This is a genomic window from Pseudomonas sp. LPH60 (assembly GCF_030718165.1).
Classification (GTDB): Bacteria; Pseudomonadota; Gammaproteobacteria; order Pseudomonadales; family Pseudomonadaceae; genus Aquipseudomonas; species Aquipseudomonas danubii.
In genome coordinates, this window is sequence record NZ_JAVAJH010000010.1 from 93,092 (window position 1) to 112,314 (window position 19,223).

The 19,223-nt window shown below is 64.0% G+C and carries 16 protein-coding genes; 4 read left to right on the top strand and 12 right to left on the bottom strand.

The annotated features are described in order from the left end of the window. Window positions 1-68 precede the first annotated feature (68 nt). The gene (locus Q8O96_RS28485) at window positions 69-1,310 is read left to right on the top strand and encodes an EAL domain-containing protein (protein ID WP_305949872.1); all 1,242 of its coding nucleotides are present in this window, start codon (window positions 69-71) and stop codon (window positions 1,308-1,310) included. A gap of 22 nt (window positions 1,311-1,332) precedes the next feature. Here Q8O96_RS28485 and Q8O96_RS28490 read toward each other — a convergent pair whose 3' ends face one another. Together Q8O96_RS28490 and Q8O96_RS28495 are read right to left on the bottom strand one after the other, a co-directional pair. Next, window positions 1,333-1,959 (bottom strand): response regulator transcription factor, encoded by a 627-nt coding sequence (locus Q8O96_RS28490; protein ID WP_102864864.1) that lies wholly within the window; start codon window positions 1,957-1,959, stop codon window positions 1,333-1,335. Window positions 1,960-2,340: 381 nt separating this feature from the next. Next, the gene (locus Q8O96_RS28495; RefSeq protein ID WP_102864865.1) at window positions 2,341-2,814 is read right to left on the bottom strand and encodes a hypothetical protein; all 474 of its coding nucleotides are present in this window, start codon (window positions 2,812-2,814) and stop codon (window positions 2,341-2,343) included. Between the two features lie 200 nt (window positions 2,815-3,014). Between Q8O96_RS28495 and Q8O96_RS28500 the strand changes: the two genes are divergently transcribed. Continuing rightward, window positions 3,015-3,920, top strand: a complete 906-nt coding sequence (locus tag Q8O96_RS28500) for a LysR family transcriptional regulator (protein WP_102864866.1) — start codon at window positions 3,015-3,017, stop codon at window positions 3,918-3,920. A 107-nt stretch (window positions 3,921-4,027) separates the two neighbouring features. Here Q8O96_RS28500 and Q8O96_RS28505 read toward each other — a convergent pair whose 3' ends face one another. The 5 genes from Q8O96_RS28505 to Q8O96_RS28525 all read right to left on the bottom strand — a co-directional run bounded on the left by Q8O96_RS28505 (window position 4,028) and on the right by Q8O96_RS28525 (window position 9,485). Then, window positions 4,028-5,386 (bottom strand): OprD family outer membrane porin, encoded by a 1,359-nt coding sequence (locus Q8O96_RS28505; RefSeq protein ID WP_305949873.1) that lies wholly within the window; start codon window positions 5,384-5,386, stop codon window positions 4,028-4,030. A gap of 116 nt (window positions 5,387-5,502) precedes the next feature. Next, window positions 5,503-6,852, bottom strand: a complete 1,350-nt coding sequence (locus Q8O96_RS28510) for a citrate-proton symporter (RefSeq protein WP_305949874.1) — start codon at window positions 6,850-6,852, stop codon at window positions 5,503-5,505. An 87-nt stretch (window positions 6,853-6,939) separates the two neighbouring features. After that, on the bottom strand, window positions 6,940-8,334 hold the full coding sequence (locus Q8O96_RS28515; RefSeq protein WP_305949875.1) for an amidase: 1,395 nt from the start codon (window positions 8,332-8,334) through the stop codon (window positions 6,940-6,942). A gap of 259 nt (window positions 8,335-8,593) precedes the next feature. Beyond that, on the bottom strand, window positions 8,594-8,863 hold the full coding sequence (locus Q8O96_RS28520; protein ID WP_102864870.1) for a hypothetical protein: 270 nt from the start codon (window positions 8,861-8,863) through the stop codon (window positions 8,594-8,596). Window positions 8,864-9,212: 349 nt separating this feature from the next. Then, window positions 9,213-9,485, bottom strand: a complete 273-nt coding sequence (locus tag Q8O96_RS28525; RefSeq protein ID WP_231978970.1) for a hypothetical protein — start codon at window positions 9,483-9,485, stop codon at window positions 9,213-9,215. Between the two features lie 199 nt (window positions 9,486-9,684). On the opposite strand from Q8O96_RS28525, the gene Q8O96_RS28530 reads away from it, so the two are divergent. Further along, window positions 9,685-12,318 (top strand): glucosidase, encoded by a 2,634-nt coding sequence (locus Q8O96_RS28530; RefSeq protein ID WP_305949876.1) that lies wholly within the window; start codon window positions 9,685-9,687, stop codon window positions 12,316-12,318. 50 nt (window positions 12,319-12,368) lie between these two features. Here Q8O96_RS28530 and Q8O96_RS28535 read toward each other — a convergent pair whose 3' ends face one another. The 3 genes from Q8O96_RS28535 to Q8O96_RS28545 all read right to left on the bottom strand — a co-directional run bounded on the left by Q8O96_RS28535 (window position 12,369) and on the right by Q8O96_RS28545 (window position 15,422). Then, window positions 12,369-14,087, bottom strand: a complete 1,719-nt coding sequence (locus tag Q8O96_RS28535) for a hydrogenase maturation protein (RefSeq protein WP_305949877.1) — start codon at window positions 14,085-14,087, stop codon at window positions 12,369-12,371. A gap of 259 nt (window positions 14,088-14,346) precedes the next feature. After that, the gene (locus Q8O96_RS28540) at window positions 14,347-14,661 is read right to left on the bottom strand and encodes an SCP2 sterol-binding domain-containing protein (protein WP_011061945.1); all 315 of its coding nucleotides are present in this window, start codon (window positions 14,659-14,661) and stop codon (window positions 14,347-14,349) included. A 50-nt stretch (window positions 14,662-14,711) separates the two neighbouring features. Then, entirely contained in the window at window positions 14,712-15,422 is a 711-nt protein-coding gene (locus Q8O96_RS28545; protein ID WP_102864874.1) for a histidine phosphatase family protein, read from the bottom strand. Window positions 15,423-15,625: 203 nt separating this feature from the next. Between Q8O96_RS28545 and sohB the strand changes: the two genes are divergently transcribed. After that, window positions 15,626-16,651: a protease SohB gene (gene sohB / locus Q8O96_RS28550; RefSeq protein WP_305949878.1), complete on the top strand. Its 1,026-nt coding sequence runs from the start codon at window positions 15,626-15,628 to the stop codon at window positions 16,649-16,651. Between the two features lie 110 nt (window positions 16,652-16,761). Here the strand turns inward: sohB and Q8O96_RS28555 are convergent, their stop codons facing one another. Together Q8O96_RS28555 and Q8O96_RS28560 are read right to left on the bottom strand one after the other, a co-directional pair. Further along, a complete protein-coding gene (locus Q8O96_RS28555; protein WP_016966421.1) occupies window positions 16,762-17,256 on the bottom strand; it encodes a DUF934 domain-containing protein in 495 nt (164 codons plus the stop codon). After that, window positions 17,240-18,898: a nitrite/sulfite reductase gene (locus tag Q8O96_RS28560; protein ID WP_047305033.1), complete on the bottom strand. Its 1,659-nt coding sequence runs from the start codon at window positions 18,896-18,898 to the stop codon at window positions 17,240-17,242. The genes Q8O96_RS28555 and Q8O96_RS28560 overlap by 17 nt, the downstream gene beginning before the upstream one ends. Window positions 18,899-19,223: the final 325 nt, after the last annotated feature.

Genomic DNA, 19,223 nt, shown 5'->3' on the forward strand with positions numbered 1-19,223 from the left:
TTCAGGAAGCGTCCTGAGTTCAAGCGAAGCTGTTTTGGATAGGATGATTTTTTTCCGGAGCTGTCTTGATGTCGACGTTGAGCGTACTGCTGTTGTGTTCGAACGCTTTTCGGGTTCGACGCCTTTCTAGAATACTCACAGCCTCCGGGGTTGCCCGGGTTCAGGTGATCGGTCAGGAAAGCCAATGGGCGCAGTTCCCGCCCGAGCTGGATCAACTGGACCTGGTGATCTGCGATTCCCTGCAGTCGCTGACGGCCATCTACTACCTGCGCCGGCTCTGCGAGCACTATGGCTTTTTCTCGATGATCGAATGCGAGGCCCTGGATGCGCCCATCCGCTGGGGGCTGGCGAATTTCCGCGCACATTCGGGCAAGTACTGCGCCGGCAGCTACAGCGACCTGGACACCACGCAGATCAGCGGCTTGCTGCTCAAGGCCCTGACCGTCAAGCGCGCGGTGCACAAGCACACCCGCAGCAGCACCCTGGCCGCGCCGAAACGCCCTCCCGCCAGCAACGACTGGGTGGCGCAACGGGATGTGTTTCAGGCCCTGGCCGCGCAGCAGTTCATTCCCTACTTCCAGCCTCAGGTGTGCCTGCGCACCCGACGCATCACCGGTGTCGAGGTCCTGGCCCGCTGGCAGCATCCCGACAAGGGCGTGCTGGGGCCGCAATTCTTCCTCGACCTGTTCGACAGTCCGTCGCGGCATCGCCAGCTATTCGAGTGTCTGGTGCACCAGGGGCTGCAGGTGCAACGGCAATTGCAGGGCACGCCGGGCGGCGAGGCCCTGGTGTTTTCCTACAACATCGAGGCCAGTCAATTGACCGATCCCGAGTTTGCCGCCCGGGTGTTGCAGCAGATCGACGCCGCCGGGGTGCCCAAGACTCAGGTCACCCTGGAGATCACCGAGCGCCAGGCCCTGACCCTGGACATGCAGAGCATCGAGAACATCAGCGTTCTGCTCAACAGCGGGGTACGCCTGTCCCTCGACGACTTTGGCACCGGGCATTCGTCGATCATGCGTCTGGCGGACATTCCCTTCGGCCAGATCAAGCTCGACTCGGGCTTTGTCGCCAGTGCCCTGGGGCACAAGGAAACCCGGATCATCGAGGCCCTGGTGGGGCTGGCCCGTTCGCTCGACCTGGAGTTGGTGGCCGAGGGCATCGAAACCGAGAAGCAGCGCCGGCATCTGCAGCGCCTGGGAATCGATGCGGCTCAGGGTTATCTGTTCCACAGGCCGATGAAGGGGGCAGCGCTGGCCCGGCTGCTGGCCACGGACAGCCCGCCGCTGCGGCTGATCCGTCAGGGCTAGTGCCACTGCGGGCCGGCACCGCTCACAGCAGGTCCATCTCCTTGGCGATGGTGGCCAGTTCGATGGTGGTGCGCACCCCGAGTTTCTTCAGCACATTGATCTTGTGCCCGCTGATGGTCTTGTTGCTCAGGTTGAGCTTGCTGGCGATTTCCAGGTTGCTGTAGCCGCTGGCCAGCAATTGCAGGATCACCAGTTCCTTGTTGGTCAGGTTGTTCAGTGCGTCATTGGCGGCGTGGCCGATTCCCCGGTACATCTCCAGGACTTCCTTGGGGAAATACAGATAGCCGTCGGCCAGGGCATTCAGGCCCTTGACCAGTTCCTGCAGGCCGGCGCTCTTGCTGATGAAACCCATGGCCCCGGCCTGCATGCAGCGCACGCCGTAGGTGCTGGCGCGATTGGCGGTGAATACCAGGGTCTTGACCTCCAGTTGGTCCACTGCAATGCGTTGCAGGACCGAGAGCCCATCCAGGTTGTCCAGGGAAATGTCCAGCAGCATGTAGTCCGGACGCAGCTTGTGAATCTTGTCCAGTGCGTCGAAGCCGTCGGAGGACTCGCCGATGGGCTTGTAGCCGTTCTCTTCAAGCAGCTCGCTGACCGCGGCGCAGATGATGGGATGGTCGTCGACGATAAGCACGCGTCTTTTTTTCATGGGGTCCTCGGAAGAAACCCTGGTCAGAGCTGTTAGGGCTCGTTGCGTAAAATGGGTCACTCGGCAGTCACTGCTTTTATTGTGGAAGTCATAGGCCCGATGACTCTTTTGCATGGGGTCAACGATGTTTTGCAGGGTCGCGGAGACCGCGGCGTAACCCCAAGAGAGTGAAGGCTTGGTAAACAGCGCAAGCATGTTAGTTCAGAAAAACGGGCAAAAGATTCGCGCAAGAAGCGACTGGTAAATATCCAAGACGCTTCTTGCCAGGGCGCGCGCGCAGTCTGTGAGCGCTGTACTCAAGTGGGAAGTTTGCGCAGTGTCCTCAGCCGCTCGGGGCTGAGGCTGGCGGGGCGGCAGGTCCTGGGCGCCGTTCAGTAGCTATTACGGCGCCTTGAGCATCACATAGGCTTCACCGCCACGGCGATCGTGCATGAGGATGAAGGTCTGCCCGTCGAGGGTGATCTTGGTCGGCACGCTCTGTGCCAGCGGGGTGCTGGAGAACTTGCCGGCCATGCTCAGAAACTGCTGGGTCAGCGAGCTGTCGTTCTGGCTCGGGGTGGTGATCGCGCATTCCTTGCCGGCCTGGACCTGGACCCCCAGGGTCTGGTCCTCGTTCATGCCCATCTTGGCGAAGCCGGCATCGGTGAGCTCAAGAATGCCATGGGCCCGGGCGGCGGTTTCGGCACCGGCGAAGGACGGCGCGGATTTCAGGCAGATATCGCGAAAGGCCAGGATGCCGGCGGAGGTGATGGTGGGTTCCTGCCTGATTTCCCGGGTCACGCTGGAGCAGGCGCCGAGCAGCGCCAGAGCGGCGAGAAGTGAGGCTAGGGATGCGGTGCGGGGCAGAGTGTTCATGGAAAATCCTTGCAAACGGGCCGGCCAGGGCGCGGGGAATGGTGCTTGCCGAAGGAGGCGTCGGCGCTCTAGCAGGTTAGGCAGGGGCACCGTGCAGATCAATCTTTTGTGTGACATCCGCGGAGTCAGGAGCGATTGGCCAAGGGCTGGCGCAGTAATTGCGTGCCTGCTGGATCCGTTCAGCGAGGGGGCCTGTGGCCATGCAGTTACGAGCGTTGCGTTACTTCCACGAGGTGGCCCGGTGTGCCTCCCTGCGTCAGGCGGCCGAGCGCCTGTACGTGACGCCTACCGCCGTGAGCCGGCAGATCGAGCAGTTGGAGCACTTCTTTGGCACTGCGCTGATCGAGCGCGGCCCGCGGGGCATCCGCCTGACGGTGGAAGGCGAGTGCCTGGCCGAGCAGGTCAGTTCCACCTTGCGCGGCTTCGATCAGGTGCGCGACGTGATCGCCAGTCGCCAGAGCCAGGTAGCGGGTAACGTCAGCATCCATGTGTCGGAAAGTATCGTTTCCAGCGTGCTGGCGCCGGTGCTTGCGGCGTTCAACCGGGCCCATCCGAAAGTCACCTTCAACATCGTCATCGCCAGTGCCGGCGCCACCCTGGATGCCCTGTGCAGCGGCGAGGCCGACCTGGGGCTGGCCTTCTATCTGCCGGAGCGGGCCGAGGTGGACGTGACCGCCCATTGCCAGTTGTGGCACCGGGTGCTGGTCAGCGCCGAGCACCCGTTTGCCCAGTGCCCGAGCATTCGCCTGGCGGACCTGCAGGGCCAGCCCCTGGCGATTCCCGATTCCGCCTACGGCGTGCGCCAGGCCCTGGAAGGGGCGGCGAAGAAGCGCGGGGTGAGCATTCTGCCGGTGTTCACCACCAGTTCCCTGGAGGTGCAGAAAAGCCTGGCCCGCCAGCGCGCGGCGGTGCTGATCCTGCCCCAGGTGGATGCCGAGGCCCGGGACCTGGGGGATGGCCTGGTGGCGGTGCCGATCGACGACGAGTCCCTGGAGCGGATCCGCGTCGACCTGTGCGTGGTGCGCAACCGCCCCTTGTCGGTGGCCACCCTGAAATGCCAGGAAATGCTTGCCCGCGCAATGCAGCACTACGCCCTGGTCGATTGAGGTCCTGCATACATGACCCTGTAGCCGCTGCCGAGCCTGTGGCGAGGCTACGACAAGGTCCGCAGGACCTTGCCTGGCGATCTCTCGCCATCGCACCGCCCCATTTCTCAGAACAACTTGAACGGAAAGTTGCCCACCAGGCGGAACTCGTCATAGCTGCCGTCGATCTGCCCGCCGCTGGCGCGGTGGTTGTAGACGATGGTGCGCAGCACTGCATCCTTGAGCCGCCCGGATTGCACCACATACGCCAGCATCAGGCCGTTTTCGTCGTGCTTGGCGCCGTCCAGGCCGCGCACGTTGTAGCCGCGGTTGCGGCCGTTGCGATCACCGTCGTAGTGCGTGCCATCGATGTCCCAGCCCTTGGCGTGCCACAGGCTGGCGCTCAGCCCGGGCACGCCGTAGGCGGCAAAATCCAGGTCGTAGCGCAGCTGCCAGGACTTTTCATTGGGGCCGTTGTAGTCCGAGTACAGGGAGTTGGCCATGTAGTTGCCGGTGGACTCCCAGACATAGTCGAAGTACTCGTTGCCGAACACCTGCTGCCAGGCCAGGGTCAGGCTATGGGCCTGATGGCTGCCGGTGATGGCCAGGCTCAGGGCGTCGTTGTCGATGTAGCCCAGGCGCTGCTGGCCCTGGTCTTGGGTGTGGTAGTAGTTGAACGCGGTCTTCAGCGCCAGCTGGCTTTTGTCCCCGGCGCGGTGGGTCAGGCCCAGGTAGTACTGGTCCCACATGTTTTCGAAGCGCGAGGCGTAGAGGCTGCCTTCCAGGCCCAGGCCGGGTTTCACGGTGGCCCCCAGGTAGCTGATGCGCTCACCGCTGTAGGCGCGGTTGCCGAAGGTGGTGGTCAGGCGCTCGCTGCCGGTGCCGGTGCGCGGGATGGCCCGGTCGAAACTGCCGGCCTGCAGCGCCAGCCAGTCGGTTTCGTTGCTGTACAGGCCCACGCCCTGAAAGCTTGAGGGCAGGGCGCGGTTGTCCTTGAAACGCAGCACCGGGTTGTCGGTCATCAGGCGCCCGGCCTTGAGCTCGGTGTTGGACAGGCGCAAGCGCACATCGCCGATGCCCAGGCGACTCCAGGTGGGCAGGGCATCGCCGTCGCTGTCCACCAGCACCCGGTCGCCGCCATTGGCCACCCGGCCATGACCGCGCTCCAGGTTCACCGCGCTGAACAGCGCGGCATCCACGCCCAGGCCGATCAACCCCTGGGTGTAGCCCGAGCTGTACTTGAGCATGCCGGTCTGTACCCAGGTTTCCCTGACCCGGGTGCGCTCGATGCCGTCGGGCTTCTTGATGCTCAGGTAGGTGTCGCGCTGGGTGTGCTGGTTGGAATAGTAGTGGCGCAGGTTGAGGTCCAGGTGGCTGCCCTGGATGAACCCCGGCGCTTGGTCCTGCTGGCTCGGGCGCGGGTTGTCCTGGGCGATGACGGCGCTACTGGCCGCCAGTGCCAGGGTGAACAGTACAGGCTGTCGCATGGTGCTTCCCCACAAATCAAAGGCGTCGGTCCTCCGCCCGACCGCGGTCATGCGCGGCCGGCAGGGTAGAGAAAAACGCGGTGCCGTAAAAGGGTGTCGGGCCGTGAGGCGAATGCTCAGCGGGCGCGGGCTTCTGCGAGCCGTTGGCCGGGGTGGCTGCGCCCGGGTGTCTGTGGGCGGGTTTCCTTGGCGAACCAGGCCGCGGTCAGGCACACCAGGTTGGCCACCAACAGGTAGCCCACTGGCGACATCGGGTTGCCGGTGGTGCCGATCAGCCAGGTGATGATGATCTGCGCGGTGCCGCCGAAGGCCGCCACGCCAAAGGCGTAGACGATGGAGAAACCGGTGGAGCGCACCGCCTTGGGAAAGCTCTCCACCAGCAGCACGATCAGCGCCGCGCCGCTCATACCGTGCAGGCCGGAGAGCACCGCCAGGGTCAGCAGGAAAGTCGTCGGGCTGGGATGCTCGGTCATCAACTGCAACGCCGGGAACAGCACCAGCAACAGCACCACTCTTGGCGCCATGAGGATGGTGCGGCGGCCGAAACGATCGCAGAGCATGCCGCCGGCAATTGCGCACACCGCCATCGCCGCGCCGGCCACCAGGGTCGAGAGCATGGAGATGCTGGTGGGCAGCTTGAGCTCGGTGAGGGCGAAGGTGGTCATGTAGTTGATGAAGTACTGGGTGATGGTGCTGCCGGAGAGAATCAGCAACCCCAGCACCAGGGCCCGGCGGTGCTCGCCGAACACCTGGCGCACCAGGCTGCCGGTGCTGGCCTCTTCGCCCTGGCCGTGGAAGGTTTCCGCCAGGTTGCGGCGGATGTAGATGCCGATCGGCAGCACCAGCAGGCCGAACACGAAGGGTACGCGCCAGCCCCAGCTGTTGAGGTCCTCGGGGGACAGCACCTGGGTCAGGGTGTAGCCCACGGTGCCGGCGGCCATGGCGGCCACGCCCTGGGCCACCACCTGCCAGCAGGCGTAGGTGCCGCGCTTGTGCGGCGGCGCGGCTTCGAGGATGTAGGTGGTGGCGGGGCCGGCTTCGCCGCCCCAGGCCAGGCCCTGGATCAGCCGGGTGATTACCAGCAGGATCGGCGCGGCGATGCCGATGCTGTCGTAGCTGGGCAGGATGGCGATGCTGCCGGTGCCCACGGCCATCATCACCAGGGTCAGGAGCATCGCCGGCTTGCGTCCGACGCGGTCGGCGTAGGCGCCGATCAGCACCGCCCCCAGGGGCCGCACGATAAAGCCGACGCCGAAGGCGGTGACCGACAGCATCAGGCTGACGAAGGCACTGTCGGAGGGAAAGAAGGTGTGGCCAATCATCACCGCGAAGGTGGCGTAGACCCCGAAATCGAAGAACTCCACGGCGTTGCCGAGGATCACCGCGAACACGCTGCGCTTGCCCCCCGCCGCGTTGGGCGTTTCGGGCTCGGGTGTGGCGGATGGATTGGACGCTTGGCTGTGCATACTGGCCCCTCGAATTTTTATTCATAGGTTGCCCAGGCCCCGGGCGGCAAGGCCCGGAGCTGGGGTGAAGGTGGCAGTTTCGGTGTGTCAGTGAGACGGCGGATTCGGCCAGCTGTGGATTGCTCCGCGCCAGCTCTCATAGGTCTTGGCCACTTGCAGCAGCCATTGATCGGCAAAGCGCGGGGCGATCATCTGCAGGCCGATGGGCAGGCCATCGGCGGCGAAACCGCAGTTGATCGACAGCGCCGGTTGTTCGCCCATGTTCCAGGGCAGGGTGAAGACGATGTGCTCGAACGGTTGCTGCGGGTCGTTGCTCGGCGACGGCCACTGGGCGGGAAAACTGTTGACCTGGTTGGTCGGCGACAGCACCAGGTCGAACTCGCTGAACACCTGGGCGGCGCGTCGGCGCATCTCGAAGGTCTGGTTGAAGCCCTGCACCGCCTCGACCCCGGACAGCTCGGCCCCCGGCGCCGCCCAGTCGCGGATATAGGGCAGCACCTTGGCAAACTGCTCGGCGCCCAGGGCCGAGAGTTCCGCCCATTGCCGGGCGCGCCAGAAGCGGTCCAGGCCGTCCAGTTGCGCGCGGTCCATGATCGGCGCCAGGGTGCGGACCTGGGCGCCGTGGCTTTCGAACCATTTCGCGGCGCGCTCCACCGCCTCACAGACAAAACCTTCCGGTTGCAGCCCGGCGCCGGGCTCCAGCATCAGGCCGATCTTCAGGCCGTTGACCGACACCGGTTCATCGCTCCAGTCGCCGGTCAAGGGCGGCAGGCTGGTGGCGTCGCGGGCGTCGGGCTTGGCCAGGTAGCGCATCAGCAGCACCGTGTCCTCGACACTGCGGGTCATGGGCCCGGCGCAACGCCCGGTGTAGTACGGATCGATGGGAATCCGCCCCAGGGTCGGCTTGAACCCCACCAGAGCGCACCAGGCGGCCGGCAGGCGCACCGAGCCGCCGATGTCGGTGCCAATGTGCAGCGGCCCGTAACCGGCCGCGGCGGCCGCAGCGGCGCCGGAACTGGAGCCGCCGGTATTGCAGGCAGTGTTCCAGGGATTGCGAGTAATGCCGTGGAAGCTCGACAGCCCCGAGGACAACATGCCGAAATCCGGCACCGTGGTCTTGGCCAGGATGATCGCCCCGGCCTCACGCATCCGCGCGGCCGGTGGCGCATCCTGCAGGGCCGGCTTCAGGGCGGTGGCCGCGCTGCCCAGGGGAATCGGCGTGCCTTGGGTGGCGATCAGTTCCTTGATCGTCACTGGAATCCCGTCCAGCGGGCCGTTGGGGGCGCCCTTGTTCCAGCGCTCGGTGGCGGCCCGGGCCAGCAGGCGTACCTGCTCCGGATCGAAGGCATAGAGCGCCCGGATATGCGGCTCCCAGCGCCCGATATGGGCCAGCAGATGGTCGTAGTAGTCCAGGGGCGAGAGCTGGCGGCTGGCGAACTGCGCCAGCAACTGGGCGGTGGATAGATCGTGCAAATCAGTCATCGAACGCATCCTTGTGTCGGGCGTCAGTCGGGTTGCTGATGACCCGACTGTAGCGCTTGCACCTTAGCCCAACCATCACAAAGGACGCAGCGTGGTGTTGCGTTTTTGTGAGCACTGCGGCGGCGTATTGCTCGGCCTGATTGGAATGCGGCCTCACCCAATCGAGACGTTCTGTGGGAGCGGGCTTGCCAGCGAAGGGGGCCGAAAGGTCTACACGTGGCTCACGCTCCTCTTCGCCGGCAAGCCCGCTCCTACCGGTTCAGCGGGTCTGCGCTTGCAGCTGGCGGCCCAGCACATCCAGCACATCGCAGCCATCGCGCAGCGGGATGGCGCAGATCAGCGCGAGCTCTTGCAGCACCACCGCATCGCCGGGAATGTCGGGGCGGGTGGCGAAGTTTTCCAGCAGTTGAGTGACGGCGCGGATGCGATAGGCGGCTGCTTCGTACAGCACATCGGCAGGGGCCTGGGTATCGATCAGCAGGGAAGGAATGGTGCAGTCGTGGCCGGTGATCGGCATGTATCTGTTCATAAGTAACGCCTCGGTCGGTTGAGAGCGCCACTGGATCGTCGCCAAACGAAAGGTGGCAGCTGTACGCAGGTTGGCGAACCGGGACCGGGGAGCCGGCAGACCCGAAGGTCTCCCGCGTACAGCCGCCATATAGGCAGCGTTACGGATGCGAAAAGCCCTGCAAACAAGCACAGGGCTCTCGCACACGGTCATCGGGTCGCCAAACCCGTTCGTCATCAGGACGACCCGGGACTATAGGCATGCACTCCAGAACGGGACAAGGCACTGGCAGGACAGGACTTTCTGAGTTTGCTGTAGGACTCAGGAGCGCGAGTGTGGATCAAGCGTGCCGCAGGTTCAATGGCGGGGCTCAGTCGAAGCCGACGCTTGCGCTGTGGCGGGTTTCGCGTTCGTGCAGCTGGTCGATATTGGTTTCGTAGGTGCACTGGCCGCTGCAGTGGTGCTCGTAGCTGATGGCCGGCTTGAACTGCAACTTGAGCTTCGGCGTGTCGCTCTCCGGTGCCGGGGCCTGGGCGGTGGCCGGCAACGGAGGCTGCGGGTAGCTCAGGTCAAGGCCGGCGGCCTGGGCCGAACAGGCTGCCATCAGTAACAGGCTGGGGAAAAACGCTTTGCAACTGAACATCATCGAATCCGCATGGCCATAAAAGGGTTGCCGATTATAACGAGCCAGGGGCGGAAAATTTAACCGCACAGGCTCTGGAACGGACTTTGCGCGGGGTTTTCGTCGCCGTGGACGTTTGCACCGTGAAACATTTGTCACGGGGCAGGGGGACCGCTCGCTCCTACACTGCAACTCATCTTCGTGGCCAAGGACACCTCCCATGCCGGCAAAGTCTGCCCCCCGCCTTCTCGACACCCTTGAAGGCCAGCGCCTGCAAGGCAGCGAGGCCGAGCACTGGCGCCAGTGGGGCCCGTACCTGAGTGAGCGGCAGTGGGGCACGGTGCGCGAGGACTACAGCGCTGATGGCGATGCCTGGAGCTACTTCCCCCATGAGCATGCCCGCAGCCGTGCCTACCGTTGGGGCGAGGACGGGCTGGCGGGGTTTTCCGACAAGGCCCAGCACTGGTGCCTGGGGCTGGCGTTGTGGAACGAGCACGACAGCATTCTCAAGGAGCGTCTGTTCGGCCTGGACAATGCCGAGGGCAACCACGGCGAGGACGTCAAGGAGCTGTACTTCTACCTCGACGGCGTGCCCAGCCATGCCTATATGCGCATGCTCTACAAGTACCCCCAGGCGGCCTTTCCCTATTCCGACCTGGTGGCGGAAAACGCCCGGCGCGGCCTGAATGATGCCGAGTACGAGATCCTCGATACCGGGGTGTTCGAGGACAACCGTTACTTTGATGTGACGGTGGAGTACGCCAAGCACAGGGCCGATGACATTTTCATGCACGTCACCGTGCACAACCGTTTCCACCAGCCGGCGCGGCTGCGGGTGCTGCCTCAGGTCTGGGCGCGCAACACCTGGAGTTGGGGTGGCGACGAGCCGCGACCGAGCCTGCGCCTGGAGGGCGACAGGGTGCTGGCGCGGCACGGGCAACTGCCCGAGCGGCAGATCACCGCCTGGGGCGCCGAGCCTTGCCAGTGGCTGTTCTGCAACAACGACAGCAACTTCCCCAAGCTGGACGGGCTGGCGACGCCGGGGCCGTTCAAGGACGGCATCAACGACTATCTGGTGGACGGGCAAGCCAGTGCGGTGGCCTTCGATGGCGGCACCCGGGTGGCGGCGCATTTCGTCCTGGAGCTGGCGGGCGGCGAGAGCAAGCGGCTGTTCCTGCGCTTTGCCCCGGCCGGCAGCGAACCGGTCAGCGCCCGCCACCTGTTCGAGCAGCGGCGGCGCGAGGCCGATGAGTTCTACGCGGCGCTGCAGCAGGGCATTGAAAGCGCGGACGCGCGCAATGTGCAGCGTCAGGCCCTGGCCGGGTTGCTGTGGTCCAAGCAACTGTATGACTTCGACGTCAACCGGTGGCTGGACGGCGATCCCGGGCAGCCGGCGCCCCCCAGCGAGCGCAAGCACTTGCGCAATACTCATTGGCGCCATCTGTCCAACTGCGACATCGTTTCCATGCCCGATACCTGGGAATACCCCTGGTATGCCTCCTGGGACCTGGGCTTCCAGGCGGTGGCCTTCGCCCTGATCGACCCCGGCTTTGCCAAGCAGCAACTGCTGTTGCTGGTCAAGGATCGGTTCATGCACCCCAACGGCCAGCTGCCGGCCTACGAGTGGCGCTTCGATGATGCCAACCCGCCGGTGCACGCCTGGGCCTGCTGGCGGGTCTATCAGCAGGAAAAGACCCTGACCGGCGTGGGCGACCTGGACTTTCTCGAACGCATCTTCCACAAGCTGCTGCTGAATTTTTCCTGGTGGGTCAACCGCAAGGACGCCGAGGGCCGCAACCTGTTCCAGGGCGGCTTTCTCGGCCTGGACAATATCGCCCTGTTCGATCGTTCCGCGCCGTTGCCTGATGGCTTCACCCTGGATCAGGCCGACGGTACGGCCTGGGTCGCGGCCTACGCCCTGGACCTGATGCGCATCGCCCTGGAGCTGGCCAAGCGCAATGGCGTGTACGTGGACATTGCGGTGAAGTTCTTCGAGCACTTCCTTTATATCGCCGGGGCCATCAACCGCGTGGATCAAAGCGCCGAGGGGCTGTGGGACGAACAGGACCAGTTTTTCTACGACGTGCTGCACCGTCCCGAGGGGCAGAACGAACCCCTGCGCCTGCGCTCCATCGTTGGCTTGATGCCGCTGTTCGCGGTGCAGGTGCTGGAGCAGCACGAGCACCAGAACCTACCGGGGCTGGCCCAGCGCCTGCTGGGCTTCTTGCATCACCGGCCGGACCTGGCGAGCCTGGTGTCGCGCTGGTACGAACCGGGCAAGGGCAACCGCATGCTCCTGGCGCTGTTGCGCGGCGAGCGCACCAAGGACCTGCTCAAGCGCATGCTCGATGAACGCGAGTTCCTCTCGGACTTCGGCATCCGCTCCCTGTCCAAGGCCTTCGAGCAGCCGTTCGCCATGCAGGTGGATGGCAAGCAACTGTGCGCCCGCTATGTGCCGGCGGAGTCCGATTCACGGCTGTACGGCGGCAACTCCAACTGGCGCGGGCCGCTGTGGATGCCGATCAACTACCTGCTGATCGAATCCCTGCGTGAGTTTCATCGCTACTACGACGTCAACTTTTCGGTGGAGTACCCGCGGGGTTCGGGGTATCTGGCGTCCCTGGAGGAAGTGGCCGACGGCTTGAGCCAGCGCCTGACGCGATTGTTTCTGCTGGACGAGGAAGGGCGCAGGCCGTCCATGAGCGGCTATCCGCAGTTGCAGGTAGAGGCCGAGGACCGCGAGCTGGTGCTGTTCCATGAATATTTTCATGGTGAAACCGGGCGTGGGCTGGGGGCGTCCCATCAGACGGGGTGGACGGCGCTGGTGGCGCTGCTGTTACAGCCACGAGGCTGAAGGCGTCGCCCGGCGAGCCGGGCGACGGTTGCGCAAGGGGAGGCTTTGGATCAACCCACCAGGGCGATGTCCTGGGGCTTGGCCCAGGCTTCGATCAGCCGTTCTGGCGTGCAGCAGGTCTTGCGCTTGTAGACGAAGTTGCTGCACTTCTCGGCGAAGCCCTTGCGGTTTTGCACCATGTCCATGTGCATCTCTTCCAGCTCGGCGTTGCGGCAGTGCTGCATCAACTGTGGGTCGGCGTCCAGCTTGCGCTGGCGCAGGTGCTGGTAGCGCGGGTCGGTGAGTACGCCATTGGCCCGTTGCAGCAGCCACAGGCCGAACTCGTCCGGGCAGCGTGGGCCGATCTCCTGGACCATGCCCATCTGCAGGGCCTGGAGGGCGCTGATGGGCAGGCAGGCTTCGGTCAGTTGCTTGGCCATGGCCTGGCCGACGGCGCGGGGCAGGCTGTAGGTCCAGTACTCGGAGCCGTACAGGCCCATGCTCTTGTAGTGCGGGTTGTAGACGGTGTCGGCGCGGGCCAGGACCACGTCCGCGGCCAGGGCCAGCATCAGGCCGCCGGCGCCGGCATTGCCGGTCAGGCCGCTGACCACCAGTTGGCGGGCGCTGAGCAGTTCCAGGCAGACGTCGTCGATGGCCTGGATGTTGGCCCAGGCTTCCAGGCCCGGCACTTCGGCGGCCTGGATCACATTCAGGTGCACGCCGTTGCTGAAGGCGCCGCGGCCGCCGCGTACCAGCAGCACCTGGGTGTCTCGGGCCTTGGCCCAGCGCAGGGCGCTGACCAGACGCTGGCATTGCTCAGTGCTCATGGCGCCGTTGTAGAACTCGAAGGTCAGCTCACCGACTCGGCCGGACTCGCGGTAGCGGATCGGCTGGTAGGACTCGGTGCTGAACGGGCTGCTGGAGACCGACCAGTCCAGCACCGGTACATCGGCCAGGCGTTCGCCGAGTACGTGTCGGGCCGGGCGCTTGAAGGTTTCCTCGCCGGGCTGGGGCTTGAGGCGCAGGGCGCCGATCCACAGGCTGTGGTCGCCGCAGGCCACCAGTACCGCATCGTCATGCACCGCCAGCAGTTGCCCGGGCATGCCGGTGCGCGAGTCCAGGTGAGCGTCGTACACGTAGTACTGACCGCCGGCGAGGCTGGCGAGGACGCCGGGCTGGCCGTCAGCGGCGTCGATGCTGCGCTTGATGAACTGCGCGCTGTCGTGCCAGCTGAAGGTGCGGTCGCACTGCTTCATGTTCGGTTGCAGGCGGCCAAGCACTGCGGGGTTGTCGTAGTCCAGAGGGACGGGGGTAAAGCCGTTGCGGAATTTTTCCACCACATCGCGGATGCAATGGATGGCGGCGTCGCTGACCAGGCCGTTGTACAGCTCGGATTTGCGCAGGCCGGCGGGCAGGTTGAATTCGTGGGTCGACCAGATTGGCCCGGCGTCCATTTCTTCCACCGCCTGCAACGCGGTGACACCCCAGCGCTTGAGCTCCTTGCTGATGGCCCAGTCCAGGGCGCTGGCACCACGGTCGCCGACGATGCCTGGGTGAATGATCACCACCGGACGCTTGGCGTTGCTCCACAGCTGCTGCGGTACCCGGTCCTTGAGGAACGGGCAGATCACCAGGTCGGCCTCGGCCTCTTCGATCTGCCGGCAGACCTCTTCTTCACCGGTGAACAGCACCACGCTGGGGCGGTGCCCGGCCTGGCGCAGGTCAAGCCAGGCGCGTTGGGTCAGGCCGTTGAAGGCGGTGGACAGCAGGATGATCTTCAGTGATCGCATAAGCAGACTCTTCCGTGAGTGATAGCGGTGTGGCAAAGGGCTCCGGCTGTGCCGTCCCTGGCCGCAATGGAGGCGCAAGAGTAGAGGGGGGGGGCGAGGCACAAACTGACCGAGATCAATCAAGCGTGCGGCCGGAAGACTGAGCTGCCCAGTGGTATTGATCCAGGGCAAAGCGGCGGGCTAGAGGCGTTGCGTGGTGCAGAAACGACAAATCCCGCCACGGGGGCGGGATTTGTCTACAGCCGGACCTTGCGGGGTCTTAGGCTGGGAACAGCTCGCTCAGCTTCATGGCCAGCATCATGTCGCCTTCGGCGCGCAGTTTGCCGCCCATGAAGGCTTGCATGCCGTCGGTTTCGCCGCTGACGATGCCGTCCAGGGTTTCGCCGTCCATCACCAGGGTGACTTGGGCGTCTGGGTTTTCGCCTTCCTTGAGTTCACAGGTGCTGTCCTTGACGACCAGCGAGAAGTGCTTGGAATCATCGATGCGGAAACCGAAAACCAGGTCCAGGCCGGCAGCGGCAGCTGGGTTGAACTTGGCTTGCATGGCTTGTACGGCGTCAGCTACGGAGGTCATGGTTCGATCCTTTTATGGGTGGTTACAGCAAGGGTCACAGTAAGCCGGGCTCAACGGAAAGTGATGAGCTCCGGAGCCTTCAACAGTTGCAGATGGGCATGACCGTTGAAGGAAGCCAAAGACACCTCGCGCCCGCGGAACTTCAGCTGGTTGAGCGAGGTGTTGACGATTTGCCAATTCAGTTCGAACGCCTGCTGGGCAGGTATCCGGGTGATCAGGTGGAGCAGGGCGGTGATGGTGCCGCCGGAGGTGAATACGGCAATCTTGTGCTGGTTGTCCGCGGCTTCGAGAATCCGCTGCAGGCCGCCCTGGACCCGCTCGACGAAGCCCAGCCAGCTTTCCAGCCCGGGAGGATCGTAGGTGCCGGCCAGCCAGCGCTGGATGATCAGGGCGAAGATGCGTTGGAACTCGGCGCGGTTCTGCGCGGCGTTGCGCAGGATGTTCAGGGCTTCGGGTTCCTGGGGCAACAGGTCGGGGAGCAGGGCGCGGATGATGGCATCGGCGTCGAACTCGTTGAAGGCTGAATCGATTTCCAATGGCGGGTGGTCAAACCCGGCGGCATTCATCTGTTCCATCGCGGCCTGCGCGGTGTGCTGCTGGCGCCGCAGATCGCCGGACAGGCAGCGATCAAAGCTGATGCCCAGCGCCGCCAGATGCTCACCGAGCACGGCAGCCTGGCGCACGCCGGTGGCAGACAGCACGTCGTAGTCGTCTGCACCGAAAGAGGCTTGGCCATGTCGAATCAAATAGATGCTGCCCACGTCCGTGTCGTCCCGGTACGTTGAAAGTTTTGCGAGGTTATGAGGATGCCAGTGAGCTGTCAATGAAAAAACATACGCTTGTTTGAAATGCTTGTTGGAGCCTCGTAACACGAGGTTTCGCGACTGGTGGCCGACCGGTCGCGCCGGTATGCTTGAGCCCATTGCGCTGCTGGTTGGCAGCGGTTCATGTTTGAGGAGTCCCTGTGGAGTTTTTCGCCGAATACGCCAGTTTTCTGGCCAAGACCGTGACCCTGATGGTCGCCATCCTGGTGGTGCTGATCACTGCCGCTGCGCTGCGCAGCAAGGGCCGCCGCAAAGGCACCGGGCAGTTGCAGGTCAGCAAGCTGAATGATTTCTACAAGGACCTGCGCGAGCGCCTGGAGCAGAGCCTGCTGGACAAGGATCAGCTCAAGGCCTTGCGCAAGGCCCAGGGCAAGACCGAGAAGAAACAGAAGAAACAACCGGCCGAGGCCAAGCCCCGGGTGTTCGTGCTGGACTTCAATGGCGATATCAAGGCTTCGGCGACCGAAGGCCTGCGCCATGAGATCACCGCCTTGCTGAGCCTGGCCACGCCCAAGGATGAAGTGGTGCTGCGTCTGGAAAGCGGTGGCGGCATGGTGCACAGCTATGGCCTGGCTTCCTCTCAACTGGCGCGTATTCGCCAGGCCGGGGTGCCTTTGACCGTGTGCATCGACAAGGTGGCGGCCAGCGGCGGCTACATGATGGCCTGCATCGGCGAGAAGATCATCAGCGCGCCGTTCGCCATCCTCGGTTCCATCGGCGTGGTGGCCCAGTTGCCCAACGTCAACCGCCTGCTGAAAAAGCACGACATCGATTTTGAAGTGCTCACCGCCGGCGAGTACAAGCGCACCCTGACGGTGTTTGGCGAAAACACCGAGAAGGGCCGGGAGAAGTTCCAGGAAGACCTGGATGTGACCCATCAGTTGTTCAAGAACTTCGTGTCTCGCTATCGCCCGCAATTGGCCATTGATGAAGTGGCCACCGGTGAAGTCTGGTTGGGCGTGGCGGCGCAGGAGAAGCTGCTGGTGGACGAGCTGAAAACCAGCGATGAGTACCTGGCGGACAAAGCCAAGAATGCCGAGGTGTTCCACCTGCACTATGCCGAGCGCAAGAGCTTGCAGGAGCGTGTAGGGCTGGCGGCCAGCGGTTCCATCGACCGCGTGCTGCTGACCTGGTGGAGCCGCCTGACCCAGCAGCGTTTCTGGTAAGCCACCACTTGCAGAAGCCGGCAAGCCGGCTTTTGCGCCAGGGTCGGAAGCAGGTACAAAAAAGCCCTGGACCGGGAAACCGGTTCAGGGCTTTTTGTTGGCGCCAGGGCTTAGCGGCGACGGAACAGCGGCAGCGGTTCGTCGGTAGCGGCCTGGTAGGTCACCGAGAAGTCCTTGAGGCTTTCAAGGGCTTCGTAGGGGTCCTTGTCGGCCCGCAGGGCGTAGGCGTCGAAGCCGCAGCGGTGCAGGTAGAACAGCTGGTCGCGCAACACGTCGCCAATCGCTCGCAGTTCGCCTTTGTAGCCATAACGGTCACGCAGCAGGCGGGCGTTGGAGTAGTTGCGGCCATCGGTAAAGGCCGGGAAGTTCAGGGCAATGACCTGGAAATGCTCGACGTCGTCACCGATCTCCTCGGCTTCTTCGTCCGCATCCAGCCACACGCCCAGGCCGCCATCGCGAGCCTTGAGGGCATGGGCGTGATCGCGCCACAAGGCCAGCGGAACGATCAGGTCGTCGCAGTTGGAGATGCCGTCGAGGGTCGCGTCCTTGGGCAGCAAGTGCCAGGTTTCGTCGATGACCTCGTTGTTCTTAATGATTCGCTGCATAGACGCGCTCCTTGAAGAGGTCGATGCCAATACGTTGATAGGTGTCGATGAAGCGTTCGTCTTCGGTACGTTGTTCCACGTACACGTCGATCAGCTTCGAGATCACGTCGGGCATGTCGTCCTGGGCAAAGGACGGGCCGAGGATCTTGCCCAGGCTCGCGTCGCGGCTGGCGCTGCCCCCCAGGGACACCTGGTAGAACTCCTCGCCTTTCTTGTCCACCCCGAGGATGCCGATGTGGCCCACGTGGTGGTGACCACAGGCGTTCATGCAGCCGGAGATGTTCAGGTCCAGCTCGCCGATGTCGAACAGGTAGTCCAGGTCGTCGAAGCGGCGCTGGATGGATTCGGCGATCGGGATCGACTTGGCGTTGGCCAGGGAGCAGAAGTCGCCGCCCGGGCAGCAGATGATGTCGGTCAAAAGGCCGATGTTCGGCGTGGCGAAGCCGTTTTCACGCAGTTCGCCCCACAGGGTGAACAGTTGGCTTTGCTCGACGTCCGCGAGAATCACGTTTTGCTCGTGGGAGGTGCGCAGTTGGCCGAAGCTGTAACGGTCGGCCAGATCGGCGATGGCGTCGAACTGCTTGTCGGTCACGTCCCCCGGCGCTACGCCGGTAGGTTTGAGCGACAGGGTCACGGCAACGTAGCCCGGCTTCTTGTGGGCCAGGGTGTTGCGCGCACGCCAGCGGGCAAAGCCCGGGTGCTCCTTGTCCAGGGCCGCCAGTTCGGCGTCCTGGTTGCTCAGGGCCTTGTAGTCGGGGTCGACGAAGTGTTTAGCCACCCGATGCACTTCGGCTTCGGTGAGGGTGGTCTGGCCGCCCCGCAGGTGGACCATTTCCGCCTCGACCTTCTCGGCGAACACTTCCGGCGTCAGGGCCTTGACCAGGATCTTGATCCGCGCCTTGTACTTGTTGTCGCGACGGCCGTAGCGGTTGTAGACCCGCAGGATGGCGTCGAGGTAGCTCAACAGGTCCTGCCAGGGCAGGAACTCGTTGATGAAGGCGCCGACCACCGGGGTACGGCCCAGACCGCCACCGACCAGCACACGGAAACCCAGCTCGCCGGCAGCGTTGTACACCGGCTCCAGGCCAATGTCGTGGACCTCGATGGCTGCGCGGTCGGAAGTCGAGCCGTTGATGGCGATCTTGAACTTGCGCGGCAGATAGGCGAATTCGGGGTGGAAGGTGGTCCATTGACGGACGATCTCGCACCAGGGGCGCGGGTCGATCAACTCGTCGGCGGCGACACCGGCAAACTGGTCGGTGGTGACGTTACGCAGGCAGTTGCCGCTGGTCTGGATGGCGTGCATCTGCACGGTGGCCAGTTCGGCCAGGATGTCCGGCACGTCTTCCAGGGCTGGCCAGTTGAACTGCACGTTTTGCCGGGTGCTGATGTGCGCATAGCCCTTGTCGTAGTCACGGGCGATCTTGGCCATCATCCGCGCCTGGCGCGAGGTCAATTGGCCGTAAGGCACGGCTACCCGCAGCATTGGGGCAAAACGTTGGATATAAAGGCCATTCTGCAGGCGCAGGGGACGGAATTCCTCTTCGCTCAGCTCGCCTGCCAGATAGCGTCGGGTCTGATCACGGAACTGCTTGACGCGGTCCTCGATGATCCGCTGATCGTACTCGTCGTATACGTACATATAGGTCCAGTTCTCAGGCTACAGGTGGCGCCAAAGCGCACTTGGCAAATACTGCGGTGAACGGCTTCGGTACGTTGCTTCGACCGGGGCTTGTCGCCGGTTTCACCTCGTCCTGCCTTCGTTCTCGCTCAACCCCACCCATGTAAGCAAATCTGCGCGCACGGCCGCGCACTCCGGTCGGAGCCGCCGAACGATACCAGTTTGTGGTTATGCGCAAAAGTGATGTTTGAGTATATGCAAAGAACCAAAACGACTAACGGTAGGGGTATATGAGTATCCACATTTGAGGTGGGGACAATCCTGGTCTTAACTGTGGTCGTGTCTT

Excerpts from the sequence above, each read along its gene's own strand:
- Q8O96_RS28540 (WP_011061945.1), bottom strand. The coding sequence starts at position 14,661 with ATGACCTCCGTAGCTGACGCCGTACAAGCCATGCAAGCCAAGTTCAAC.
- Q8O96_RS28560 (WP_047305033.1), bottom strand. The coding sequence starts at position 18,898 with ATGTACGTATACGACGAGTACGATCAGCGGATCATCGAGGACCGCGTC.
- Q8O96_RS28505 (WP_305949873.1), bottom strand. The coding sequence starts at position 5,386 with ATGCGACAGCCTGTACTGTTCACCCTGGCACTGGCGGCCAGTAGCGCC.
- Q8O96_RS28515 (WP_305949875.1), bottom strand. The coding sequence starts at position 8,334 with ATGACTGATTTGCACGATCTATCCACCGCCCAGTTGCTGGCGCAGTTC.
- Q8O96_RS28535 (WP_305949877.1), bottom strand. The coding sequence starts at position 14,087 with ATGCGATCACTGAAGATCATCCTGCTGTCCACCGCCTTCAACGGCCTG.
- Q8O96_RS28490 (WP_102864864.1), bottom strand. The coding sequence starts at position 1,959 with ATGAAAAAAAGACGCGTGCTTATCGTCGACGACCATCCCATCATCTGC.
- Q8O96_RS28500 (WP_102864866.1), top strand. The coding sequence starts at position 3,015 with ATGCAGTTACGAGCGTTGCGTTACTTCCACGAGGTGGCCCGGTGTGCC.
- Q8O96_RS28495 (WP_102864865.1), bottom strand. The coding sequence starts at position 2,814 with ATGAACACTCTGCCCCGCACCGCATCCCTAGCCTCACTTCTCGCCGCT.
- Q8O96_RS28520 (WP_102864870.1), bottom strand. The coding sequence starts at position 8,863 with ATGAACAGATACATGCCGATCACCGGCCACGACTGCACCATTCCTTCC.
- Q8O96_RS28555 (WP_016966421.1), bottom strand. The coding sequence starts at position 17,256 with ATGCAGCGAATCATTAAGAACAACGAGGTCATCGACGAAACCTGGCAC.
- Q8O96_RS28525 (WP_231978970.1), bottom strand. The coding sequence starts at position 9,485 with ATGTTCAGTTGCAAAGCGTTTTTCCCCAGCCTGTTACTGATGGCAGCC.
- Q8O96_RS28530 (WP_305949876.1), top strand. The coding sequence starts at position 9,685 with ATGCCGGCAAAGTCTGCCCCCCGCCTTCTCGACACCCTTGAAGGCCAG.
- Q8O96_RS28510 (WP_305949874.1), bottom strand. The coding sequence starts at position 6,852 with ATGCACAGCCAAGCGTCCAATCCATCCGCCACACCCGAGCCCGAAACG.
- Q8O96_RS28485 (WP_305949872.1), top strand. The coding sequence starts at position 69 with ATGTCGACGTTGAGCGTACTGCTGTTGTGTTCGAACGCTTTTCGGGTT.